The sequence below is a fragment of the Lysinibacillus canaveralius genome, from assembly GCF_047301505.1.
Taxonomy (GTDB): Bacteria; Bacillota; Bacilli; order Bacillales_A; family Planococcaceae; genus Lysinibacillus_B.
This window is the reverse complement of the sequence record NZ_CP154840.1, coordinates 1,787,196-1,811,561: the sequence shown is the minus strand read 5'-3', so window position 1 is coordinate 1,811,561 and position 24,366 is coordinate 1,787,196. Positions and strand designations below refer to the sequence as shown.

Genomic DNA, 24,366 nt, shown 5'->3' with positions numbered 1-24,366 from the left:
GCTTTTATTAGAGGTTACTTTAGCAAACAATCAAAAGCTAGTCAATCTAAATTTTTTGAAATATTTAATTGTTCGGTACATTACTGTGTACCTAGAAAAAGGGGGTCATTCTAGAATTTTTTACTTTTCTCTAGTAATTTTAGCGCCGACGAGAAGAAAAGAGCGAAAACACTTCGTGCGTTTGAGAAAAAAATTTAATTTCAAGCCGAAAATTTTCACCCTATTTTTTCATAAATACTGCTGATATCCTTCCATCCATACACAAGCTCTTTTAGCTTTTTCCCACCGATTTCCACCTCTACTGTGTCAATCATCTGACCGCCGAGCGCCTCATAAAAATGCTTTGACTCATTTACCTCCAAGATGCTGACGACCATTGTATTGATACCTAGCGTTTCAATTTCTTTAATCACTGTTTTGACCAGGCGTTTTCCGATTCCCCGGCTTTGATACGCCTCTACTATATATAATGTGCTTAGTTCGCCCCGGAAGTCTTCATATGCCCCGCTTCTTTCCTCGCCGCCCGTAGCAAAGCCGATAATCTGGCCTTCCTCGTTCTCAGCTACAAAGACGCATCCTTCCAGCAGCACGCTTTCCCACAGCCGCTTTCTTTTGTCATACGTCATTTTCTTCAGAAATTCATTGGGGACGATATCCTTATAGGTCGCCCGCCAACTATCCACGTGCACCTTCGCTATGCCGGCAGCATCTGCCATCTTTGCTCTTCGAATAATCATATGATCCCTCCCCTGTCCTCTGTATGCAGAACAGCTTTTCACCTATTATTCTACAAAGGCTATCATATCCCTTCTAAAATGAAAAAGACAGAACCTTCAACGCAGATTCTGTCGCTTTCATCACCTTTATCAAGTTTGGCTTTTCTTCTCGATATAGGTTTTCACCGGCGGCGGATTATAGGACCGGAACTGCTCGATTAATGAAGCCGGGTCTGTATCACTTAAAAAAATCGGCATGTACAAATCATGCAGGAACTGCTGCTCATTCATATGCGTGAAAAAGGAAATAAGCAAATCATAGTAATGATCGACATTCAAAATGCCGCATGGTTTTTGGTGAAGCCCCAGCTGCGCCCACGTGAAAATTTCAAAGAATTCTTCCATCGTCCCAGGACCACCCGGCAGCGCAATAAATCCATCAGCCAGCTCTGCCATTTTTGTTTTCCTCGTATGCATCGAATCGACCACAATCAGCTTTGTCAAATGCGGATGGGAAATCTCCCTTTCCTCCAGCATTTCCGGAATGACACCGATCACCTTGCCGCCTTCTGCCAATACTGTATCCGCTACCACTCCCATGATTCCTACGCTTGACCCTCCGTAAACGAGCGTCAATTTTTGTCTGGCCAATTCCTTCCCTAATCGAACAGCTCCTTCCTTGTAGGACAAACTCGCGCCCATACTAGAGCCACAAAACACCGCCACACTTTTCATTATTTAGCCTCATTTCTTTATTTTGGTTTTATTGTATGATAATTTTATCTTAAATTCGAAATAGTTAGAAAAAGGAGTCTGAACTAATGAACACAAACAAATTCCAGCAACGTTTGAAGCAATTTTATCAAGAAACAGGATACGCAGAAGTCGATAGTTTCGTCTTCCTCGGTTTACTTACAGAGGACACAGGAAAAGTCGCCCGGATCATGAGAGAATTAGAATTCGGCCCTCATCCATTAAAAACGCAAATTACGTCTGACAAAATGAACAAAAAGCTGCTCAGCGAATCAATCGGGAACCTCTTAGGTAACCTTACTCTGATCGCCACCCATTATGACATTGAACTGCAAGATATTTGTGAAGAACATATCGAAAAGCTTGAAAAATTACATAGCATGATGCACAACTGATTCTTATCATTTTGGGTCATGAAATCAGATAAATAAATTTCTCCAAAACAATCACACAAGGAGTACCTTAACCATTTGGTACTCCTTCCCTCATCGCATCTATTCATCGTCGCCATTCCGTGATAGGAAGAAATAATTATCATACGTTTTCCGAAAGGATAGGATGACGCCTAATAAAAGAAAGTTTGATAAGAGCGAGCTTCCGCCGTAACTCAGGAATGGCAAGGTCACACCTGTCACAGGCAGCAGCCCCATCGTCATGCCGATATTCTGAAAGATTTGGAAGGTCAGCAGCCCAATGATACCTGCACCTGTGATATAGGCAAAGCGTGTACGTGCCTTGATCACAATTACTACAAGCCTGTATAAAAGAAGGAAATACAATAAGATAATAATAGAGCCGCCGATAAAGCCTGTTTCCTCGGCAATCGTGGAAAATATAAAATCCGTATGCTTTTCCGGTATATAGACATCATTACTAAGATAGCCTTTCCCCGTTAGTTCCCCAGTGCCAATCGCCGTCATCCCCTGCCTCGTCTGGTACGAGGAAGCTTCATATTCGAAGGGCTGCAGCCACCCGTTAATGCGGGAAACCTGATGACCGGAAAGCCGGCCTAATAGTTCTTCCTGATAAAAATCATGAAACTGAAAATAAACGATGATAATACCGATACCTAGTGTTACAGGGATTGCTGCAACAGTAATGAGGAGCTTTTTATTGATGGATGAAAAGAAAACCATCGGTGCAAGTAATGCGGCATAGAGCAGAATCATCCCGGTATCCGGCTGCTGGTAGACAATTAACATCGGCGGGATGGTGATGATCGCCACTTTACACAGCAAGCGGCAATCTGAAACAAAGGACGGCTCTTCTGTTATCGTATAATGCTTTTCCATCACCTTTGCTATCACAAGTACAAAAGCAAACTTCAGGAATTCTGACGGCTGTATACTACCCAGAAATTTAATCTGGTACCATGCCTTCGCCTCATTTACCGGCCTTGCGATGCTTTCCGGTGCAAAAATGAGCCCAATCAGCAGCAGCACAATGACTGCGTATGCATACCACGAGATCTGCTTTAATTGCTCAAGGTCGAGACTCGCTACAGCGAGCATCATACTAAACCCAAGTATGTAAAAGATAATTTGCTTGATCACAAAGGAACCCGTGTACTGCGGGAAAGCCTCCGTGCTCGAATGGATAAACAGACAGCTGATCAGTGCGAGCAATGCTATGTATAATGCGACCTGCTTATCAATGTATTTTTCTACCCCAACTCTCCCCCTCCTATTCACTCGGCCAGAACAAGAGCCTTTATAGCTTACCTTATGTTCTATCATGAATAAAAACGACTCCAGAGAAAAAATGTTCCTGAAATATACATTTCTTCTCGAAATAGGTTCTCCGGGTAACTTTGAAAAAGTTGAACTGCCCTTTCCTCTCTTTATACGAAAGGGGTTTCGGGTGTATGCAGTAAAAAAAGCGATTGCATGAAAGCCCCTAGTATGGATGGATATCGAGTTATCAAAAGACACTTTCGTTACAATGAAAGGAGAAAAACAATAATTGTGGAATAAAGAATAGAATCGATCAATCTTAGGGAGTTCATAATTGATGAAAATCATACATTCAACGATAGGAATTTTACTCATCGTTTTCGGCTGCGCACTTTTGAGTATCACAGTATTCGATGAAGAGGTTAAAACTGTAGTCTATAAAATATGGGGCGCTTTCATTGTTGTAGCAGGCACATTCTATTTAAAGAAAATAGCAAAGTTCGGAAAACAATAGCAAATGATGTTTATCATCTGTTTGAAAAAAGAAATACATTGATTTTTGTATACACAAGGAAGAACTAAATGCAGATCATGTACCATTCGAAAAAGAAATACAGGAAGCATTAGATCGTCTTATGAAAGGCTAAATGGACTGAATCGTACTGCCCCTTCGCTAAATATCCGATAAAATGCCTCCAATCAGCACCTTGAACGCACAATAAACCAACCTAAGCATTGATCAAACAACGTTTAGGTTGGTTATCCGCATTTAGAATCGACATCTCATGTTTATGATTCTGACGGCTTGTATTTATTGTCCCCCGGCAGGCTTTTTATCGTTTTCCATGCCAATATAGCATCCTCACGGCTCTTCCCTTTATTTTGCGGGTCCGCAAAGTAGTCACGGGTAAACTGATTGTATTCGAACTGAGGAGCGAGCTTGTTCTTTTTATACGACGGGTCCTTCTTCCGCTCCGCTTCTTCATACCAAGCGGTTACGACATCCTGATACGTTTTCCCGACGTTTTCTCTAAAGAACTGCTGAATGTACGTGGAGAAATGAAATTTTGGGATGATGGATGTAAAGAATGCTCTGACCTGCTGGCTGCATCGATGATCCGCTGTAATGACCGTATCCAGGCTCAGCGGTGATTCCAAAGCCGCCTTCTTCGCAGCAGGCTGTTTTCTTCGCTGCGGCTTTTTTCTTTCCCCAGTTGCTAGAAAGTGTTCAATCCGGTCAGCTAACTCGATTTTGGATCCTGTCGCACTCATGTCTTGTTCCCGGCAAAAAGCCTGCAGTTCCTCCTTCAGCCAATAATAATTTTTGAATTCCTCTGTGGAGATTTCTTTTGTTAAATTTGGACGCATACTATTCCTCTTCTTGTTTATATTTGTGATAGACTGTTAGATAAATTCCTATGAAGCCTTACGTTGTAATGTTCGTATCGTAAATTATTTTTACCATTTAAGAGCCATTACTTATTTTCCCATAATTTTCATTATACATCTTTAAGGATAATAAGGGATAAATTAGGTCAATTTTAAAAATGCGTCCAGAAAGGCTGCATAATAAAAACCGCCCTTTTCAATAGAGCGGTAAAGTGACTGCACAGCAGATCATTGACCTAAATAGTCATCATTTTCAATTGCTACATCGGCGACCTTCCATTCATTATCCTCTTCCACTACATCAACTGTCACTTCTGTTGACCATGATGCCTGCTGCTCATCGGATGCTTTTTTATATTGTCCAAACTCCACAGCATAGGAGACTTCAAGCCCGTCCTCCTGTTTCTTCTCTCGCAATTTCTTGACCTCGCCTATCTTATAATCACTTTGATTGTCATAAGCCAGTTGAAACATCGTAGTGAGGACACCGGTATCGATTAGTGTATCGAAGCCGCCGGACGTAAGGTAGCTGCCATACTTGTCCACAGCCATTTTCTCAATCACCTTGCTCGAGAAGGTGACAATCTCTTCCTCGTCATTCGTTTGCAGGACCGCTTCAATTTCCCGGTCAATCTCTTTAAAAAGCTCTTCACTTTCCGCAAAATCAACTGTATAAAGTTCAGCGATAAAATGAACAACAGACTCGTCTTGAAACTCGGCATTCTTCAGGAAAACAAACCATGCGGCTACAGCCACACCAAGCAGTCCAATGCCACCTACCATTACCTTTGTCCACTTCTGCATATTGGTCTCTCCCCTCCGCAAAACTAATGAAAAAACATCAACCCACCGCTACCTCTAGCATATAAATAGATTGATAGAAATATGACCGTCGCTTTCATTGCGACCCCATGTGGAATTGGCAGAAGAAGGACGATATTTTTAAATAGTGTATAATGGTAAAATAGGAAATTGAATTACAGGAAGGAGTCACCATGCAGAATCATACAATACTTATACCTCTTCTTATCCTGGCCCTTCTATTAGTCGCCATCTACGCATTTGAATATGTCATGAAAAAGCTCTTAAAGGTGGAACGGGAAAAGTGGCCATCTTATAACCATGTCAATGACCTGCACCGGAAAATCGATTGGATCATTCGGATTGTCTCTTCCATTTTTGTTTTTATAGCATTCTATTATTTCGGAACTACAGACACGCCTATAGCATTCTGGCCTTTTCAACCACTGACTATTTTTATTCTATTATTATTTATCTCTGAATCGGTACGTGCCTTTATGGAATGGAAATACGCTGAAAATCCACGTACATATTTACTCACGTTATCCACCATGATTTTTGCACTCTCGCTGTTTAGCCTTGTTATTTTGACTGATTTTTTTGGTTTTCTTTAGTATGAAAATCAAAAAACCTCACAGCGTTTGCTGTGAGGCCATTTTTTTAGTATTTATAAGATTGACCGCCATCAATCGGCACTACTACACCGTTGATAAAGTCTGCTTGGTTTGATAATAGGAACGCTACAAGATATCCTACTTCCTCTGGTTTACCGAAGCGTTTCATCGGGTTAGGCTGTACAAATTCCTTACCAACCTCTTCCCAGTTATCTCCGCCAATTTGACGAAGAGAGCCTTCTACCATTGGTGTCATGATAGCACCTGGTGCGATCGCTTTGATTGAAACACCGAATTGGCCGTATTCAATAGCAGAGTTACGAGTAAGACCAACTACACCGTGTTTACTTGCTGCGTAGCCTGATTGGTTACCGACGCCGCGGATACCGCCTACCGATGCTGTATTTACAACTGAACCGAAACCTTGTTCTTTCATTACTTTTAAAACATATTTCATGCCGTAGAATACGCCATTTAAGTTGATGGAAACAACTTTCTGGAATTCGTCAATGCCGAAGTCCTCTGTAAGGTTTTGTTTACCTTCAATACCTGCATTGTTGAAGAAGCCATCAATTTTGCCGAACTTCGCGACAGTTTCATTGACAAAGTTTTGAACAGCCTGCTCGTCCGCCACATTTGCGGTAATCAGTAATGTTTCTGCGTTTGGAGCTGCTTCCATTACTTGCGCTTCTGTTTCTTTCAAGCCTGCTTCACTTAAGTCAACAAGCACTAATTTTGCGCCTTCTTTTGCAATTTGCAATGCTGATGCACGTCCTAAACCTGAGCCTGCACCTGTAATAATAACTACTTTATCTTCAAAACGTGTCATGAGTAATGACCTCCTAATGATAAGTTGATTTGTAACTTTTTGTTCACAAATTAACTATAAGACATATCATTAGGATGACCAATCACTAATATTTTATAATCTGTTTAGATACTCGACACATCTTTTATTTCTGTCGACTTTACAGGAGGATTTATGCCAAAAGCAAGCTCAACTCATGCGGAAAGAACAAAAAAGTTTTTCAAAGATGCGTTCATTTCACTTGTTCATGAAAAAGGTTTCAGTGCTGTTACGGTTAAAGATATTGTAGAAAGAGCGGAATACAACCGCACGACTTTTTATTTGTATTACAAAGATAAATTTGACTTGGTGGATGAGCTTTTTCAGGAAATGTCGGAAAGTATTCAATTCCACAGCATTTCAAAATATAAGCAAAATAACAATGTAGCCGTCTGGGAGCTGAACAAAAATTCCTTTGAGCTGCTGTATTTTATATATGACCAGCGTCATTATTTCAAACTGCTTTGCGTAGCTGATACAATTCCGCACATTCATACACAGCTGCCAAATGCCCTATACCATGTATTGACCAAGCAATTTGAGATTACATATAACTTTACCGATATTAATGACGAAGCCCAAAAACGCTACATGGCGTATGGTACAGCCGGGATTATTATCGACTGGATCCACAGCGACTTTCAGCAGTCCCCGGCAGACGTGACGAATCAGCTTATTCAAATTTTGCACTCCTTCGCGAAAGGTTTTTTAATCTCGGACCCAATCACTAAACCATAAATGGCAACTTTAGATAGCCAATAATAAAAGGAAGCCTTCTTTATCTTGGCTTCCTTTCTTTGTGTAATGATTTTTCATATTTTAACTACAAACGTTTAAACTGCTGTCGATATATTTGCCTAATCAACCAACTTGTCTATATAGCAGCCAGACACCTTGCCTCTACTACCGTTTGGCTATTGTTCATTGTAATAATCCCGCTTTCATTCCTTCCCTCGTTCACGAACATTCCACATTTAACCATATTCAGTATAGCATCGTAACTGAATGGTCATATATAATGAGAAGAGAGGGATAAAATCGGAATTTTCTGATGAATAATTTACACTCACTTTTGGATGCCTGCTCCGTGTTCCTCTCTTTGTATCAGCATTTTAAGTTATTTTGTTATACAAATCCAACAGAAATGAAGGTGTATAAAAATGATTTATTATGAATCTGTCTGTATTTGCTGCAAAAAGAAATTTAAGATTCTAGAAGGTACATTAAAATATCAAAAGTATAAAACCAATATGCAAGGCCGCTTTTCCTGCGAGGACTGTGATCATAAAATCTACATGGACGCCAGAAAATATATGATGGCGAAAATTACTTAAACGTTAACTTTTGCGGAGCATTCTTTTTTAGAGAATGGCTCTGCTTTTTTTGTAAGCAGCGGCAGGACTGATGAGAAAAGAGGCTAGCCAGTGCTGACTACCCTCTTCTCTTTATTTCTTTTTCATTTGTTTTAATACTTTTCCGACGTTTGTTTCCACAGGTTCTGCTTGTATTTCTTTCTTCTTTTGCTTAAAACGTGGAATAATGGTTCCTCCAAAGCGTCGAATGGTGATATCTGCAAAAAATAGGAGCATCGCTATGAATAACAGCCAATGGGCAATGGATTTGCTTTCAAAGCCCTGATGCGTAAATGTCCGAAAAGCTTCTTTCGGATCTTCTAAAACTTTCCCATTTCCAAGTTCAGCTATTTTTTCGAGTAATGCTGTATTTGTTGGTTTCGCGGCATACTCATCACCATAAGGTACGTAAATACCCGATTGGTAAATTTGCTGCTCTTTATTAGCAATACTAAAGAAAATGAGCCCCGGGTCACTATCAACGGTTACACGCACTTTTGCTGCTGATAGCACGTCTATCTCAATAGGGAGGTTTTCTCCCTGTTCATTTATAGCTGCAATATTTAAAAATGCGGCTTCATTAGAGGAATCGGTGATTAGATAGTTTCCATTGCCCTGGGATTGAATGTCATAGGCCACTTCATGATAGCTTGGCAGCATTTCGGCAATAGCTGTCTGCCAAAATGGCCGCCACTCTTGCCAGCGGGCCCAATCACCAGCCCATGCCCCCGCTGAATCGGAGGTAAAGGCAATCGTTGTCCCGAGGCCATATTGCCACTGAGCTAAAATGGGGTCCTCCTTTTCACTTTCAGCAATGACATTTGCCATTCCTTTAGCTGTTGTGCCGATATAAGCATTCATTTGCGGAACGCCTCCTTCAAATAAAGCATTCCAATGATCTGCCTGATAAACGGTCGGGTAAAACGGATTGTCCTCAATATATGTCCGTGAAATCATTGCCGTCTCTCTTGATAAAATAGAAGGAATCATCGTTGCATCCGTTACATCATAAAAACGGCCGCTTCCTAACAGGCTCAGCTCCTCCAATAAAGTACGATCCGCATCACTCCCAATCGCTACTGTAGATAATGTGACATTTTTCTCCAACCCTGCAGCGAGTAAATCTTCGTAGGAGGCATTCGTTGCTGACTGTCCATCTGTTAACAAAATAATATGTTTTCTTTGCAGCGGTAAATCCTGCAAATTTTTATAGGCAAGTTCAAGAGAAGTATAGATTTCTGTACCCCCGTTAGCTGATATAGAAGATACTTTATCGAGTGCGTCTTTTCTATCCTTCAGAACACCCGTCTCAATGACTTCCCATGGAATGCCATCAAAGGCAATCACACCAAGTGTGTCACCATCACGCAATAATTCGATTGAGCGGGCTGCTGCTTCCTTGGCAAGCTCCATCTTGCTGCCCATCATGCTTCCTGAACGGTCGATAACAAGTGCCAATCCGAGTGTAGGCAACTGATGCTTGCCCTGCACTTCCATTTCGACTGGCAGCAACTCTTCAATTGGTGTTTTAAAATAGCCGCCCAGTCCAAAACTATTTTCGCCGCCAACCATCATAAAACCGACACCGAAATGTTTTACCGCCTGCTCAATCACTGTCATTTTCGCTTCCCCTACTAGATGCCCGGGTACATTATCAAAAATGATGGCATTATAAGCCAAATAGCTGGACAAAGAGCTAGGCAGATCGGAAGCTGCTATGGCGTCATAACCTACCGTACTTTCCCCAATGATATCGTCAATAGCAGTGCCTTTTTCATCTCCATACACAATAAGTACCTTTGGTGGTGCCTCTACTGTTGTGACGCTCGTCAGTTTATTATTTTCTAATACGGCATCATTTTCGACTTGAATCATCGCTTCGTATTTTACTAACCCTTGAGACGATCCGCGATGTGAATACGTAAATCGATTTTTGCCCTCTTCTAATGTTACTTCCTCACGATGAATGACGGCATCATTCTCATAAAGTATTAATGAAGCATTCGTTCTGACAGAAGAAGAGACTTCGGTGATTAATTGCTGCGCTTCCCCATCAAAGGCGACTTGCGGAGATGTAAAGCTCTCGATCACCGCATCATGCAAGACAGCCTTTGTTAATGGAACGACATCTACCGTTACATTTGAGTTTGCAAATCTCGAAACTTCTTCTAATACATTTCCCTTCGTTTCTAAACCGTCAGACAACAAAATAACCCGTGTCGCCTTTTGACGATCCGTAATGCCGGAAACCAGCTGCAATGCTTTCCCAATATCTGTTTCATCATTTCCTGTGACAGGACTTAATTCTGGGACGACATCGACCTCACTTGAGAGCAGGGTCTCTGTTTGTATGCTTTCCGCAAAGGAATAAATCCCAACCTCCTGATGATTTTCCTTCCCTGCAAGACCTTCATTTATAAATTGGACTGCTGCATCGTCAGCACCTTGAATAGAGGCTGAACGGTCCATTAAATAGACGATCTGCTCCTTTTCATTAGGCAAAAATATAAAAGGATTTGCTAGAGCAAACACAAGTGCGCCAACAGTTAATACCCGAATGGCGAAAACGGCCAGATAAATTTTGCTCCATTGCTGACGATGACGCCTCCAGATCCAAAAGAAATAGACAAATAGTGGGATAAGAATCAATAAGGCTACCGGATACTCAATTCGTAAATCCACGACGTCGCTGCACCTCCCACTCGGTAACGATTAGTACAATAATTACGAGAATTAAATACGGAACAATGGAATTTTCCCCTTGCTCTTCCGTACCTTTGGTTTCTATTTGACCAATTGTAAAGCTTGTACCTTTTTCAATCTTTCTTTCACTTTGTGCAAGCTGCACAACAAATTGTTTCGTTTCATCACCGGCTACAATTTGGTATTGGCCCGGTTCGGCTGGTGCGCGGAATTGCTTGCCATTTTCAAAGGAAGAAACATACTCCCCGTCCGCTCTGTAAATAGCCCAATCATTTTCTACTAACGGAATAGCCCGTTCCTCCAACGGGGTAAATGTGCCAAGGGGCTGTCCTATTGAACTTAACTCTTGCACAGCACTCCATAGAAATAACGGAAAGGATGGATGCAGCGGCCAATCTGTTGCCTCTAAATCGGTCAGAACAGCTAAATCGCCTTCTGTTGACAGCTGAATCAGTGGTTCATCCCCAACTGTAGCAATTGTTTCAAACCCCTCAAATGGCGGATATAGTTTACTAATATATACGTCGGCTAAACTACTAAAGCTAAATAAGGAGTGCTTCGAATTAGCAGCTGTCGCAGAAACCTCTTTCCCCTCTACATCATTACGGCCAATTAAAAACACAGGCGTTGTTACATCCTCCATCAGCGATACATCATTGGTTACGAGTAATGACTGCTTGGAACTATTTTTCAACGATGTTTCATCAAAGTATGTGACCTCATCATAGACGGAGGCAAAGCCTTTTTGCACAAGCTGATGCATATTGGGATCAAGCAGCACTTCCATGTCATTTTCCCCTATAAGCACCAATGCCTCATTATCTGATGAATAATCATCCGCTACATCAATGGCCGCAAAAACAGTTGGTGTGAAAGGAATGTTTTCATATAATTTCGAAATTTTTTCATTTGGCTCAATCGTCACCTTTTCCGTCATAACTGGTTCCTTGTTTTCGTTCGTCAGCGTTAGTTCAAATGTTTCCTTCTGTTCAGTATCATTTTGCAGCTGGACGAGAGCTGTCACTTGCTGCTCCTCATTGGATGTCGCAGCGAGCTTTGTAATGGCCACATTATTCATCTCTTTCTCTGCACCAAACACATGCCATTCTACTAAACTATTTTCCACAGGCAGCATATTTCGCTCGATGGAATCCGTAAACACATAAATAGACGTTGCCTCATCGCCAATGAATGCCTGGGCTACATTAATCGCATTTGCTATGTGCTCTTCTTCATAGGAAACGGATAAGTTATCCAGTGTTTGTAAAATACGTGAAGGATCCGTTTCCTGACGAAGTAATGTCTGGGGAGAATTCCCTGTCGTAATAAGTGTCACTGGCTTATGATCAAGCTCTTTCGTCAGCTTTTTCATTTCTTCAACATGCTCCGTGAAGAGGGATTTTTCCTTTCCCGCCAACATGGTTGCTGAGGTATCAACAATCCAAATTACTTGAGAACCTGCAATCGTTGTCTTCGCTATAAACGGCTTCATGAGGGCAAAAACAAGGAACAATAACGCGGCAAGCTGTAAAAATAGCAACGCATTCCTTTGCAGCTTCTTTAGATAAGGAGATACCTTTGTTTCCTGCATCGCCTCTTCCCAAAATATCGTAGAAGAAACCATTTGCTGTTTATATTTTTTTCTGAAAAAGTAATAGATAAGAACGATCAATGGCACAATGAGTGTCCATAAAAAACTTAAACTGCCAAATCCCAAAACGTTCACCTCACTGTATCCAATTCGCCTTTCTTAGCTTATGAAAAAATGCATCCTGAAAACCTTCTTCTACTGTAAGCTGCATCGTAGCAATTCCATATTTAGCGCAAAGTAATTCAAATGCTTTTTCATGTCTGTATCTTTTCTCCATATATTTTTCAAGAATGTGAGACGACATCGAAACATTGATTTTTGTATCAGTTTCCATATCCTGAAGCTCCATATCTCCTGAATAGCCAGGATTCTTTTCCTGCTCTGTTGCAATGGAGATGATACGTATATCTTTTGCAAAGCGCGGCAATTTGCTAATGACCATCTCCCATTCCGACATTTGCTCCAGTCCATCCGTAATAATGATAAGCATGGTTTGTCCTTTCGGTAATGCTTGCAGTGCATATTTCGCAAAGGAATCCTTTAAAGCAGGCGCCGGCAATGTTGAAATATGCTGAGTTAATGCCTGCCGATAGATCGCGCCTTTTTTTCGAAATGGGGGCGTTTGCTCTTCAGCTACTATGGAGAATGAAAATCGATCATCATTCTGGAGAACGGTTAGACCGAATGCAAGAGATAGCTGACATGCAAAACGCCATTTTTCAGGATGTGCCATTGATTTTGAAGCATCCAGTAATAGATGAACACGCATCTCCTGCTCATCTAAAAAGCGTTTAATAAAATATTTATCTGTTCGAGCGAAGACATTCCAATCGACTTGCCGTACATCGTCGCCAGGATGATACTCTCTAAAATCACTAAAATCCATCGATGTACCAAAACGCTGCGAACGGTGTGACCCTTTATGTTGACCTCGAATCTTCGAGCGGGACGCCAGCGAAAACCGGCGAAGCTTACTCTGCCAATCATCTTGTAGAAGCAGTGTTGGCTTCGTCATAGTGCAACCCCTTGCTGAACTTTTTGCAAAATAAGGTCAACCATATCATCCGGCAACTTTCCAGCAGCTTCTCCCTCATAATTGAGCAGCATCCGGTGACGAAGCACAGGCTTAGCAACCGCTTTAATATCTGCAATCGATACGTGGAAACGGCCTTGTACGAGTGCCCTCGCTTTCGCTAGCTTGATGATACTTTGTACGCCGCGAGGACCGCTGCCATACTGGACGTATTGTTTAATTTCATCAAATGCATCCTCACCGAAAGGATTTGTAGCTGTAACGATTTGAATAGCATAGCTTAATAAGTCATCTGCAATTAGCACTTCCTTTACCATTTGCTGTGCCATGCAAAGCTCTTCTGTATTCATCACTTTGGCTAAGTTGATCTGCTCAGCACCTGTTGTACGCTTCATAATCTTCAGTAATTCCTGCTTACTAGGATATGGCAGCAGCACTTTACAAAGGAACCGGTCCAGCTGCGCTTCAGGCAGTGGATACGTACCTTCCATTTCAATTGGGTTTTGTGTAGCTAATACAAAAAATGGCTTTTCCATCGGCTTTGTATCACCTAAAATCGTAACCGTTTTCTCCCCCATTGCCTCAAGCAGCGCACTTTGTGTTTTCGGCGTAGCACGGTTAATTTCATCGGCTAATACCATTTGGCTAAAAACGGGTCCTTTTTGAAATGTAAATTGCTGCTTTCCATTTTCAAGGCGCTCAATCATACTTGTCCCTGTAATATCGGCGGGCATTAAATCCGGTGTAAATTGAATTCTTGAAAAGGTTAAATCTAATACACTTGAAATAGTACGAACGAGCATTGTCTTCCCTAGCCCGGGTAAGCCTTCTAATAGTACATGCCCGTCTGCTAAAATTGCATATAGTGTAAATTCTACGGCTTCTTCCTGCCCCACGATAAATTGCTGTATTTCCTGCTTTACAAGATGAAAGCTTTGACTCATTTCTTTATATTGCTGTTCACTAAATGCCATGGAAACCCTCCTAATTAGTAGATTCGATTGATGTAAAGTACGATTGGACCATTTGCTGCAGGTCATTTGGAAGCTGGAGACGATCTGTCGACTCCATATAGCTGTCTTTATAGCTTCCGACAACCTCTTGATATGGTCGTATTTCTCCTTTTGTTGTAGGGACCTGGCCTTTTTCCTCTATAGGCTTTCCTTCCCCGAGCTTGCCGCCGTCTACGGTTGTGCTGCTTGTGCCGCCAAGACGCGAGGGAATCGCTAATAAATTCCGGTGTCCTGCTCCTGTACCGGCACCGCTCCCTTGGCCACCGCCTTGACCTTTTCCAGAACCATTTCCAGAACCAGTTCCATTTCCATTTCCATTGCTCTGGCTGCCTCCTGGTCCATTCCCCGCTCCGCTGCCGGAGCCGCTGCTATTTCCTTGCCCCGTTGCCCCATTATTACCTTGATTCCCTTGACTGCTGCTTCCCGATCCGCTGTTACTTTGATTACTTCCTTGTGAAGCTCCATTATTTTGGCCAGCCTGCGCCTGCCCTGTCTGATTACTGTTTTGGCTAGCTGACGATTGATTTTGACCCGCTGAAGCATTCGATTGTGAATGATTGAGTGCATTCGCAATTGTATTCTGCAGATTCACATCTAACGGTTTCCCTAACTTACTCAGCGAGCTTTGTGCTGAGCTGGCTGATTTAGCAAGCTCCTTATTCATATCCTTGAGCTCAGCTAATCGCTTTGTTTCTGACGCTGTCAGGCTCTCGCCATTAGAGCCAGCTAAGTCTTGCTTTTGCTCCAGTTTTTTTTCTTCAAGCTTTAATTCCTGCTGCTTTTTCACCAATTCCCGTAATGCCTGCTCTGCATTATCCGAATCCTTTAGCTTATTTTTTAATTCTTGAAGTTCCTTTTTCGCTAGTTCGGTAAGCTCCTCTTTTTGAAATTCATCTAGTCTTTCTTCCATGTCCTTTGTAATCGCCCGTTCATCCTCTATCGTTTTAGCCTCTTGCTGTGTTGCAGCAGGGAAAATCAGTAAAATGATTAAGAAAACCGACAAACAAGCTGTAAATGCCATCGTTTTCGGCAAAAATAGTTGTTTTGAACGCTTTTTGAAACGCTGAAAGGCTTGATCCTTTTCATCAAAGGCACGCTTCACTAACGATTGCACTAAAGGATTTTCGCCATTTTCGCTTGTTAATACTGTAACGAGCTCATTATATGGATAATAGGCATCAAGCTTGTGCAGCGCCTCTATTTTTGTTGTTCGATTAACAAATGCTTTTGCAATCATCGCGATAAATGCAATCGTTCCCGCACCTAAGGCTGCATTTGTATAGTAAGGCACCACAAAAAGCCGGGAGACGAAAAGGATAACGCATGCTGAAAGGACTGCATAAAGCAGTCCTCTTTGCATATTTCGAAGCAGCCCCTCGAACGTTAAGCGGAAGCGCACCTTTGCGATTGTCTGCCATAATCGTTTTTTCAGGTCCATTCTAGCGAGCCTCCTTTATCCGCGTTTCATATTCACACGTAATTTTCGTACAGAAAGCCAAAGAGCAATGACAGTAATAGCTAGATAGAAAATTAAGTACGGAATCCATAGCGGTACCTCGATTCCTGCTAAATCATAAAGCTCCCCTGCAATATCCCCTGAAAGAATGGACAGCACTAAAGCTCCTGGATTGATACTTGCCCAAAAATAGGTTAACGGCGAGATCGCACCTGCGCCCATCATAATGGTTTGGTCCACAATAATACCGACGTAGAAGAAAAACGCCGTAAACCCTCCAAGAAATACCATCGATCCATAAGTTGCAATCACTGAGGTAATTGTTCGCTTTGTATATGTCGAGAAAAATATCCCAATACTCCCGATAGCAAGCATAGTAATGAAATAAAAGAAAAAGATGGTGATCAGCTGTACCGGCGAAACACCGCCGAATAAAAATACAATACTGTATATCGGCAGCCCTGCCACTAACAGCAGTCCTAAAAAGGCAATAGATGACATGAGCTTGCCTAAAATAATCTGCCACGAGCTTTGTGTTGTCATCAGGAGCATATTTAACGTTTGCTTTTCACGCTCTGAGCTGATCGCCCCTGCTGTTAATCCAGGTGTTATAAACATAACCAATGCCATTTGCAAAACAGAAAGCATGATAAAAAGGTAATAGCTTTGATTCGGTCTAAAATATCCCGAGCCAGTAAATTGTGTCGTGATCATTAAGAAACCGACAACAAAAATACACATGGCACCTAAATAAAACATGATACCGGTAATACTTTTAAAGAAACGGAAACGGAGCTTTAATTCTTTCATCAGAACGGGGTTATTTAATTTTTGGTTCATGACTGTCCCGCTCCTTTCGTAATGGACATAAAGATATCCTCCAGGTCCTTCTCCTCTTCATTGACACTATAAATAAGGATATCTGCAAGCAGTGCCTGTTTTAGCATTTGTACTTGCTGCTCTTTTGTACCCCGATACAAGAAAGTGATCGTTTCCTTTTCAGGAAAGGCTTCAATTGACGTAATATAAGGGTCTTCCTCAAAGAAGGCTACCGCTTTGTGAAGATCTCCCAATACCTTCACGATAAGCTCCTTATCCGCCTGCAGCTGTGCCTGAATGGCTGCAACATTCCCTTGTGCTATCAGCTTTCCGTTATCGAGCACACCAAGCTCATCACACATTTCAGCAAGCTCCGGCAGAATATGCGAGGAAATTAAAATGGTTTTCCCCATTGACTTTAAATGCTTTAAAATATCGCGCATTTCCGTTCTTGCCCGCGGATCTAATCCAGAAGCAGGTTCATCTAGAATCAGCACCTTTGGGTCATGGATGAGTGCACGAGCCAAGCAAAGCCTTTGCTTCATTCCGCGGGACAATAAGTCTACATAGCTATATCGCTTGTCAGTTAAATTGACCAATTCCAGTAGCTCAGGAATGATCGCAGCGCGCTCAGCAGCGGATAACCCATAGCTCGCCGCGTAAAAGTCTAAATATTCGTCTGCCTTTAATTGATCGTAAACACCGAAAAAGTCTGGCATGTAACCGAGCTGCCGGCGCACTGCTACCGGATTTTCAATTACGCTTATACCATTGACATACGCATTACCGCTTGTCGGTGCCAGCAAGGTAGAGAGGATCGAAAAAGTGGTTGACTTCCCCGCACCATTTGCCCCGACAAAACCAAAAACAACACCCTCTTCAATTTTCAAGTCAAGATGATCCAATGCCGTAAATGCCCCGTACTTTTTGGTTAAACCTTGGATATCAATCATTACTTCGCAACCCCCTTCAATTTGATTGTTGGGAGTTTAATGCTTTCCCCATTATCGATGCCGACTCTTGTAACTTTAAAGACTATCGTTTCATCCTCCAAAATATAGTCTGAAAGGTTAGATGTAAGGACGGCTGGACTATCTTCAACCGCTTCGTACTCTTCTGTTTTTTGATTTAGTATTTCAACGGTTATGAGATTGCTGTCATATGTTGCTTCAAGCTCCTGCAACGTAATTTCGTTTAATTTCATATTAGAGGCAACGCGGTATACTAACCGATGCTCACCTTCTCCAAGCATGGCAAAATTCGGATTGCCTTCATCTATATTGGCATAGCTATTCATATCAATTGGTTCAATTTCTGTTGTAAAGTCATTATTTGTTAACAGTACGTCCCCAGTTAAAATAATATTGGGCGTGAATGGCTGGACAAAGTAAGAAATGGTTGACATACTTGCATTTCCTTTGTATTTTACAGGCACTAATGAGCTGTCAGCCCAAGCGGTAATAATCGGCTGCTTAGTATGAGCAGTCTTATCGATTGCCGTTGTTTGAATCATTTCTAACTGGTTTTCAAATAAATCTCCCGTAATTACCTGACCATTGTAATAACTGCCGTAGCTATTTCTTGCGGAAGCTAGCGTTTGGCGACCAGTATCCTCAGATACATTAAGTGTACCGCCCGCTTCAAGATCTCCCAGGACAATCTTTTCGGTTCCTGTCAGAATCGTCACGTCTTTTAAATCCACCGGTAGTGTATTTATCACCGTGCCCGTTAGTTTCCCTTGCTTAAACTCTACCTGCATGTCCAGCTTCCCTGCTTCAGAAATGGTTGTTTTTCCGATAAATGATTGCACCGACCAATAGTTTAAATCGTTCAACGTCAGTTCATTTCCTGTCGCAGTCTTTTTTATATAAGACGTCTTATGTAAATTCCCTGTTTGATTCACGATTTCATTGGACGCTGAAGCAATGGCACTTGTATTCATATCTGTTTCAAACACAAAATCTCCGCCTTTATTTGTTAAAAGGGCATTTGTATAGGAGCCGATTAATGTACCATCATTTTGAATCTCAAACATAGCCATTTGTTGAATTTGCGGCTTAATAATCCTTTCCTTTGCTCCAAAGATAAAGAATGCAAGTGAACACACGATTGATACAGCCGGAATATAAAGCCACATTTTTTCACGCTGATCAAATCGTTTCAATACGAAGTATAATACCGGGCCAATGATAATGATGTAAATAATGATCAAGGTTATAATCCAGCCGCTTGAAAATTTGAAGGATGGAAAAAGCTCATTATAATATGTCCAGTCGCTTGCATTACCAAAGCTAGGGTTATAAACGGGCGTACTATTTATTGTTTCGAAAGATAGAATAGTAGATAATAGCTTCGCATATCCCGCCATTGACGCCAATGGCTCATCCCCTAAAGAAAAGGCTGTCTGAATAAGCTTTCCTTGACCAATATCAGTAGAGGCTGCCACTATTTTATTCTCAACACTAGAAATAATGGCGCTTCCTTGTTTTAACGATGCGTCTTTCAACTGGATATCTGCTGAAAATACACCGTTAGCCGTTAACTTCTCTAAATTGTCCTTTGTTAAAACATGATGCCCATTCGATAAAACAAGCGGTAATTGATTAGCAAAAATGCCCGCTGCAGCCTCTCCGAGATCATTGTCCCCAACCACTACTTTTCCGCCTTGTTGAACCCAAGAATAGAGAGCCTCCTGCTGTTCTTTCGTTAAATCACTAATGGCTATCTCATCAAATAGTATGACATCAATCATTTCTAATGCTCTTGCTTCTTCAGGCAATACAATTCCTTCTGCCTGATTGACAAAATAGGGCTGCACTTGCATAGCGGCAAACTGGTTGATTTTTTTTACACCAGCTAAACGATCCTCATTATTTGTAACAACATAAAGAAATTTTGCCTCATAATCCAAAACGCTTGGTGTTACATAATGGTCCCCCTTATAGTCAATTTTCTTCCCTTTTTCAATTCCACCTTCGAAAAAGTGAAAAAAATCTTTTCGCGTATTCGAATACATCATATTATCCGAATAGCCCTCTAAGAAGATATCAAAAGTTTTTGTTTCACCCGAAGCGATATCAAGTGGATACACCAATGCTGAGCCGATGTTATAACTTACTTCTGCATCAATGACGAAGTCACCGCTGAAATCATCGCCATGATTTGTAATCGTGACGAATAATGGCGCACCTTTATCTTGTTTAATTTTGTTATTAAGCCCGATTTCAGCCTCTACTTCCAGCCCTGCCTTAGCATAGGCTTCATTCGATTGATAAGTTAAAGCGGCGAGTAAACACACGATAAAAAATAGCAGGCCGTTTCTCTTTTTCAAATCCTCATCTCCTTTCCCTACCACTAATAATACGTAATTTCTATCCAGTAGGTTCTTTCTATATTCTTAAGAATTTCTTAATTTTTTTAAATTTTGGAAGTAAAATTATATTTTCATCTAGCATTTTATCGGTTATAAGCCCCTCTTCTAGCCTCTTTATTTACTTAATTATCCCTTGCATATACTAGGTTTCTAAAGATAAACAAACAGCAAAATATAAAATGAATAGACAGCGTCCAAACAAATCAGCAGAGCCATTCCCAATAGCCCCCCCTGCTTTTTCACCTCATTTCGGTTAGAAAATTAGTTATGCTATAGTAATGATACTGATAAAGAAAGAAGGTAAATGATGAAAACACATTGCTGTGAGACAATGACCAGACAGGTAAATGCTGTATGTAAACAGCATCCGAAACCATTCGACTGTCCTGACCAGATAATTTCCTACAGCCCAAAGTTCGATGAATATGGCTTGATTATCCATGACGGCGGCTCTTCGACTATAGAGATTTCATTCTGCCCATGGTGCGGCATCAAGCTGCCTCCGTCTAAATGTGATTTATGGTTCGACACACTCGAAGCATTAGGCTTTGATGACCCTTTCGAACAGGAAATCCCGCAAGCATTTCAGTCAGATAAATGGTATAGAGAATAGGCTGTCCTTTAATGAATACGATCGGGTAATATCGAAAAGATATACCGCAAGAAGGAAAGCTACTTCCGTTTTAACGAACCTACAACTTTCGATATTTTGTGATCAGCTGCTTTCCTTTTCGATTGGCGGACATATAAATAGCCATCAATCCGTTTAACGCCAATAGTATTGCTATACTAACTGCCAACAGTGCAATATCTGGTGCAAACAGCTTGATTGAATGCCACGGCGAACCTGCGTTATATATAAGTGTCGGCATACTTGCAATAGCTATAATAATCAGCATCGCACCTATAGCCTGCCAGCTTTTCTTTTTTTTGATATTTCTCTTTTTCGTGTTAACAAGCAAATAAACGAAAAGGAATACAAGCAATACTGCTGCCCCTAGCACAACCAGCTGTAAAAGAGGAAAAGGTTTCTCTACAATAATCGGTTCCTGGCCGTTTACCATATCAATAATACCGTCTCTGAGCCCGGTAAGTGAGGACTCTTCCAAGATGTGGTTTTTATTAGTTAAAATCGCCCCTCCCCACCCCTTGTCAGGCAGCAGGAAAAACTCCGAGCGCGAATCTGGTGTCGAACCTGCATGCCATACCATCTTCCCGTTAATATCAGACTCCGTTAACATCAAACCAAAGCCGTAATACCGATCAGCTCTGGACTGAGTTAATGGGGACAGAAATTGCTCCAGGCTTTCCTTCGTTAAAAAGCTATTGTCCTGGTCCCCCATTAGAAATTGAACATAACGGGCCATGTCCTGTGCGCTGGCGGCAATATAGCCATATGGCGCTCCCCCATTATCGTATGGGACGCTGCTTTTCTTTGGATACCGAACCAGGACTGGTATCCAGCAAGATAGCCGTTTTCAGAAGCAGCATTCCGTTCTGCCGCTGCATCTTTCATCTCAAGCTCCGCAAATATATAGTCGTTCATGTACTCGGAAAACGGTTGGTTAGACACCTCTTCGATAATAGTGCCCAAAACCAAATAGTTGGCATCGCTGTATTGGTAGCTTTCTCCCGGTGATGCCGTAAGCCCGATATTTTTTAATTCCCTTACATTCTGTTCAATAGCATGTAAATCCGCCGCACCGCGGTCTGCAAGCTGCAGACCTGTATAAGTACTGATACCACTCGTATGGGACAGCAGCTGTTCGATCGTGATACGGGATGAAGCCTGCTCATCCTTAAGCGTAAACCAGGATACATGATCAACTACCCGGTCTTCCAAGTTCACAACATTATCTTCAATCAGTTTCATAATGGCCAGGGCCGTCAACGATTTGCTGACGGACCCAAGCAAAAACGGCGTATGCGGTGTCACTTGTTCTTCGGACTGCCCCGTTACTCCCCATCCCTTTGTATAGATGTCCCCATTTTCTTTCACAATGGCAATAGATACACCCGGTACCTGATGCTCTTCCATATATGCTTCTACATAGCTGTCAATCATAGCAGTGACTTTCTCCTCAGCGGAGGATTTAGCTGGGGACATAATTCCAGTCAGTAAAAACAGACAAGTGAACATAGCCAAACGTTTAATGCTGCCATTCTTCATTGTATTTTTCTCCTGGTTTTTAAAGGTCTCCCCCAAAACCGCATCACGACAAACGCTGCCAAGCAGGAAATGGATATGCTGACTAGCAGAAGCATTGTATTCCACCAAGGATTCTCTGAGATCTGATATAACAAATGGTAATCGTCAAAGCCGTTTTTGTTGAGCGGATTAAACGAATCCGTCGCCACAAGCGACAATACAAGCTGTGACAGCAAATACGTCCCTATCAATGTACAGAAACCCGCTGCGAAAAGAGCCTTCTTTTTTTCAGGAGATGTACGGATGTTTTTGATTTCAGATGGTAAATCGATATCGCTGATTTCAAGAAAATCGTTAACGAAACCCGCTGCACCGCCTAAACTCTCTACGCCGTCTTCTCCTTGTTCCCTGGACTCCTCCATATGCTCAACAATCTGCTGGCGGATTGTCTTCCTTTCCTCTTCACTGGTTCCATACTGTTCCAGCTCCTCTAATACTTCCGTTAAAAACATTTCTTCCTTCCTGCTCAGTTGACTGCTCATCCAGCCTACTCCCCCTTTACATTACTCCCCAGCAATGATTTAATATCCTCCTGCAGCTCCAGCCACTCTTCAATTTTACGCTGAAGCTGCAACTTTCCCCTTTCATTGATTTCATAATAAATTCTCACTTTACCGCTCTCTGTTATCTCCTGATGTGTATTGACCCACTCATAATCCTTGAGCTTGTTCAATATCGGGTAGATGCTGCCGACCGCTTTCAGCTTTAAATTGTGCTTCTCCAGCTCCTTCATGATTTCATATCCGTAGCTCTTTTCCCGCGTCAAAATTCCTAATACACACATTTCTAAATGACCTTTAATTAAACTTGTTCTATCCATAAAGTAAATTTAACAAAAGTATATACTTCATTCAAGAATATAATTGGAAAAAAATTATAAATAATCAAAAAGTATGAATTCCATTTGAAACTGAGTACAAAATACGCGAGAATAAAAATAAGAAATTGAATTACATATTAGTGATTTCACCACGTATAAAACGAACGGTTGGAAAATTTATAGAACACCTATTAAGGAGAAATCCAATGACAAAACAGAAACGGTTTTGCATTTTAACAATCGGAAAAACACATAGCGGAAAATCAACCTTTGCGCGGAAGCTCGAACAAATATGTTCAAACTGTGTAGTCATCGATCAAGATATCCATGCGGAATTTCTGCAGTCCACTTACCCGAAACTCGTACCTGCAGACGGAGAAAATCTTATTAAATATGCGCTATCCGAAACGATTGTGCAGTATGCCATGCTGCATACCAACCTTCACCTGATTCTGTGTAATGCTAACTTGAGTGATGAAGGCAGAGACGCTCTTATGAAAAGAATTACAAAAGAGGGGTTTGAAGTGATCATTGTGAAGTTTGACATTCCTTACGAGGTATTAAAAGAAAGAGTAAGAACCAGCAACCGGGACGCCACGATTCTTCGCACGATTGACTCATACGAGGACTTATTGGAACGACAAAAGAAACTCATTCTTCCTGAAAATCTTGACCGTCTTCACCAGGAATTTGTCGTGCGTTGTGAGAAAGATGTTGCCGGAGTGATACAGAGCATTAAGCGGCTATTGGAAGGATAGGCTTTTCGAGAAAAATGAACTTTTTTGAAATGTAAAAAAGCCTATTCTGAAGAAACAGGCTGCAGAGTGAAGACAAAGTTATTTTTGACTTTGTCTTCACGTTTTTTTAGATACTTTGATAAAAAGAAAATTTACCCAGCCTGTCTTGAAAACGCTTGCCAGACAAGGCGCGCCGACGAGCGAAGACGCGAATAGAACCTAAGTTCATGCGCGGACGAGCGAAGCAAGCAACGATGGATGAAAGCGTTTGTCAACAGGCTGAAGCCTGTTCTGAAGAAACAGGCTTTCCTTTTGAATGTCTACTCCAACTATTCGGGCAGCTGATATGGATTACTGTAAAAAGCTATTCTCAGCTTATTAAACCCGCATTTTTCATAAAGCGCCGTGTTGCCAGTGATAAAATAGGATAAATGGTAGAGGAATCCTTTAGTTCAGCCATTATTATC

The 24,366-nt window shown here is 41.6% G+C and carries 23 protein-coding genes and 1 pseudogene; 7 read left to right on the top strand and 17 right to left on the bottom strand.

Annotated features, from left to right (window positions below; genetic code table 11):
• Window positions 1-215 precede the first annotated feature (215 nt).
• Window positions 216-737 carry an N-acetyltransferase family protein gene (locus AA0Y26_RS09045; protein WP_413367088.1) on the bottom strand — a complete coding sequence of 174 codons (522 nt, stop codon included), beginning with the start codon at window positions 735-737 and terminating at the stop codon, window positions 216-218.
• Between the two features lie 129 nt (window positions 738-866).
• Window positions 867-1,451 (bottom strand): TIGR00730 family Rossman fold protein, encoded by a 585-nt coding sequence (locus AA0Y26_RS09040; protein WP_413367085.1) that lies wholly within the window; start codon window positions 1,449-1,451, stop codon window positions 867-869.
• A gap of 86 nt (window positions 1,452-1,537) precedes the next feature.
• Here AA0Y26_RS09040 and AA0Y26_RS09035 point away from each other — a divergent pair, with 86 nt between their 5' ends.
• Entirely contained in the window at window positions 1,538-1,864 is a 327-nt protein-coding gene (locus tag AA0Y26_RS09035) for a hypothetical protein (RefSeq protein ID WP_413367082.1), read from the top strand.
• A 99-nt stretch (window positions 1,865-1,963) separates the two neighbouring features.
• On the opposite strand, the gene AA0Y26_RS09030 is transcribed toward AA0Y26_RS09035, so the two are convergent.
• Window positions 1,964-3,205, bottom strand: coding sequence for an FtsW/RodA/SpoVE family cell cycle protein (locus AA0Y26_RS09030; protein ID WP_413367079.1), 1,242 nt, complete (start codon window positions 3,203-3,205; stop codon window positions 1,964-1,966).
• A gap of 274 nt (window positions 3,206-3,479) precedes the next feature.
• Between AA0Y26_RS09030 and AA0Y26_RS09025 the strand changes: the two genes are divergently transcribed.
• Complete coding sequence (locus tag AA0Y26_RS09025) at window positions 3,480-3,656, top strand: hypothetical protein (protein ID WP_413367076.1); 177 nt, start codon at window positions 3,480-3,482, stop codon at window positions 3,654-3,656.
• A gap of 275 nt (window positions 3,657-3,931) precedes the next feature.
• Here AA0Y26_RS09025 and AA0Y26_RS09020 read toward each other — a convergent pair whose 3' ends face one another.
• On the bottom strand, window positions 3,932-4,510 hold the full coding sequence (locus tag AA0Y26_RS09020; RefSeq protein ID WP_413367073.1) for a DUF6434 domain-containing protein: 579 nt from the start codon (window positions 4,508-4,510) through the stop codon (window positions 3,932-3,934).
• Window positions 4,511-4,759: 249 nt separating this feature from the next.
• Complete coding sequence (locus tag AA0Y26_RS09015; protein WP_413367070.1) at window positions 4,760-5,335, bottom strand: hypothetical protein; 576 nt, start codon at window positions 5,333-5,335, stop codon at window positions 4,760-4,762.
• A gap of 191 nt (window positions 5,336-5,526) precedes the next feature.
• On the opposite strand from AA0Y26_RS09015, the gene AA0Y26_RS09010 reads away from it, so the two are divergent.
• The gene (locus AA0Y26_RS09010; protein ID WP_413367067.1) at window positions 5,527-5,946 is read left to right on the top strand and encodes a DUF4181 domain-containing protein; all 420 of its coding nucleotides are present in this window, start codon (window positions 5,527-5,529) and stop codon (window positions 5,944-5,946) included.
• Between the two features lie 46 nt (window positions 5,947-5,992).
• Here the strand turns inward: AA0Y26_RS09010 and AA0Y26_RS09005 are convergent, their stop codons facing one another.
• Window positions 5,993-6,775 (bottom strand): SDR family oxidoreductase, encoded by a 783-nt coding sequence (locus AA0Y26_RS09005; protein ID WP_413367064.1) that lies wholly within the window; start codon window positions 6,773-6,775, stop codon window positions 5,993-5,995.
• Window positions 6,776-6,928: 153 nt separating this feature from the next.
• Between AA0Y26_RS09005 and AA0Y26_RS09000 the strand changes: the two genes are divergently transcribed.
• Window positions 6,929-7,531, top strand: coding sequence for a TetR/AcrR family transcriptional regulator (locus tag AA0Y26_RS09000; protein ID WP_413367061.1), 603 nt, complete (start codon window positions 6,929-6,931; stop codon window positions 7,529-7,531).
• A gap of 707 nt (window positions 7,532-8,238) precedes the next feature.
• Here the strand turns inward: AA0Y26_RS09000 and AA0Y26_RS08995 are convergent.
• Genes AA0Y26_RS08995 through AA0Y26_RS08960 form a run of 8 tightly spaced genes read right to left on the bottom strand, consistent with a single transcriptional unit; the run spans window position 8,239 to window position 20,091 of the window.
• Window positions 8,239-10,827, bottom strand: coding sequence for a VWA domain-containing protein (locus tag AA0Y26_RS08995; protein WP_413367058.1), 2,589 nt, complete (start codon window positions 10,825-10,827; stop codon window positions 8,239-8,241).
• Window positions 10,811-12,574, bottom strand: coding sequence for a vWA domain-containing protein (locus AA0Y26_RS08990; protein WP_413367055.1), 1,764 nt, complete (start codon window positions 12,572-12,574; stop codon window positions 10,811-10,813). Before AA0Y26_RS08990 ends, AA0Y26_RS08995 begins: the two co-directional genes overlap by 17 nt.
• Window position 12,575: 1 nt before the next feature.
• Window positions 12,576-13,454 carry a DUF58 domain-containing protein gene (locus AA0Y26_RS08985; RefSeq protein ID WP_413367053.1) on the bottom strand — a complete coding sequence of 293 codons (879 nt, stop codon included), beginning with the start codon at window positions 13,452-13,454 and terminating at the stop codon, window positions 12,576-12,578.
• Window positions 13,451-14,446 carry an AAA family ATPase gene (locus AA0Y26_RS08980; RefSeq protein ID WP_413367050.1) on the bottom strand — a complete coding sequence of 332 codons (996 nt, stop codon included), beginning with the start codon at window positions 14,444-14,446 and terminating at the stop codon, window positions 13,451-13,453. The genes AA0Y26_RS08985 and AA0Y26_RS08980 overlap by 4 nt, the downstream gene beginning before the upstream one ends.
• A gap of 10 nt (window positions 14,447-14,456) precedes the next feature.
• Window positions 14,457-15,923, bottom strand: a complete 1,467-nt coding sequence (locus tag AA0Y26_RS08975; protein ID WP_413367047.1) for a hypothetical protein — start codon at window positions 15,921-15,923, stop codon at window positions 14,457-14,459.
• Window positions 15,924-15,938: 15 nt separating this feature from the next.
• Entirely contained in the window at window positions 15,939-16,781 is an 843-nt protein-coding gene (locus AA0Y26_RS08970) for an ABC transporter permease (protein ID WP_413367044.1), read from the bottom strand.
• Complete coding sequence (locus tag AA0Y26_RS08965) at window positions 16,778-17,713, bottom strand: ABC transporter ATP-binding protein (protein ID WP_413367041.1); 936 nt, start codon at window positions 17,711-17,713, stop codon at window positions 16,778-16,780. Before AA0Y26_RS08965 ends, AA0Y26_RS08970 begins: the two co-directional genes overlap by 4 nt.
• Entirely contained in the window at window positions 17,713-20,091 is a 2,379-nt protein-coding gene (locus AA0Y26_RS08960; protein ID WP_413367039.1) for a hypothetical protein, read from the bottom strand. Before AA0Y26_RS08960 ends, AA0Y26_RS08965 begins: the two co-directional genes overlap by 1 nt.
• 346 nt (window positions 20,092-20,437) lie before the next feature.
• Here AA0Y26_RS08960 and AA0Y26_RS08955 point away from each other — a divergent pair, with 346 nt between their 5' ends.
• On the top strand, window positions 20,438-20,746 hold the full coding sequence (locus AA0Y26_RS08955; protein ID WP_413367037.1) for a DUF6980 family protein: 309 nt from the start codon (window positions 20,438-20,440) through the stop codon (window positions 20,744-20,746).
• 79 nt (window positions 20,747-20,825) lie between these two features.
• On the opposite strand, the pseudogene AA0Y26_RS08950 reads toward AA0Y26_RS08955, so the two are convergent.
• From AA0Y26_RS08950 to AA0Y26_RS08940, 3 genes and pseudogenes are all read right to left on the bottom strand, one after another.
• A pseudogene (locus AA0Y26_RS08950) lies at window positions 20,826-22,171 on the bottom strand (serine hydrolase domain-containing protein).
• A gap of 128 nt (window positions 22,172-22,299) precedes the next feature.
• Window positions 22,300-22,824 carry a hypothetical protein gene (locus AA0Y26_RS08945; protein WP_413367035.1) on the bottom strand — a complete coding sequence of 175 codons (525 nt, stop codon included), beginning with the start codon at window positions 22,822-22,824 and terminating at the stop codon, window positions 22,300-22,302.
• 5 nt (window positions 22,825-22,829) lie between these two features.
• Window positions 22,830-23,162, bottom strand: coding sequence for a PadR family transcriptional regulator (locus AA0Y26_RS08940; RefSeq protein ID WP_413367033.1), 333 nt, complete (start codon window positions 23,160-23,162; stop codon window positions 22,830-22,832).
• A 206-nt stretch (window positions 23,163-23,368) separates the two neighbouring features.
• Between AA0Y26_RS08940 and AA0Y26_RS08935 the strand changes: the two genes are divergently transcribed.
• Window positions 23,369-23,920 carry an AAA family ATPase gene (locus AA0Y26_RS08935; RefSeq protein WP_413367031.1) on the top strand — a complete coding sequence of 184 codons (552 nt, stop codon included), beginning with the start codon at window positions 23,369-23,371 and terminating at the stop codon, window positions 23,918-23,920.
• 233 nt (window positions 23,921-24,153) lie between these two features.
• Entirely contained in the window at window positions 24,154-24,330 is a 177-nt protein-coding gene (locus AA0Y26_RS08930) for a hypothetical protein (protein ID WP_413367029.1), read from the top strand.
• The last annotated feature ends 36 nt before the right edge of the window (window positions 24,331-24,366 follow it).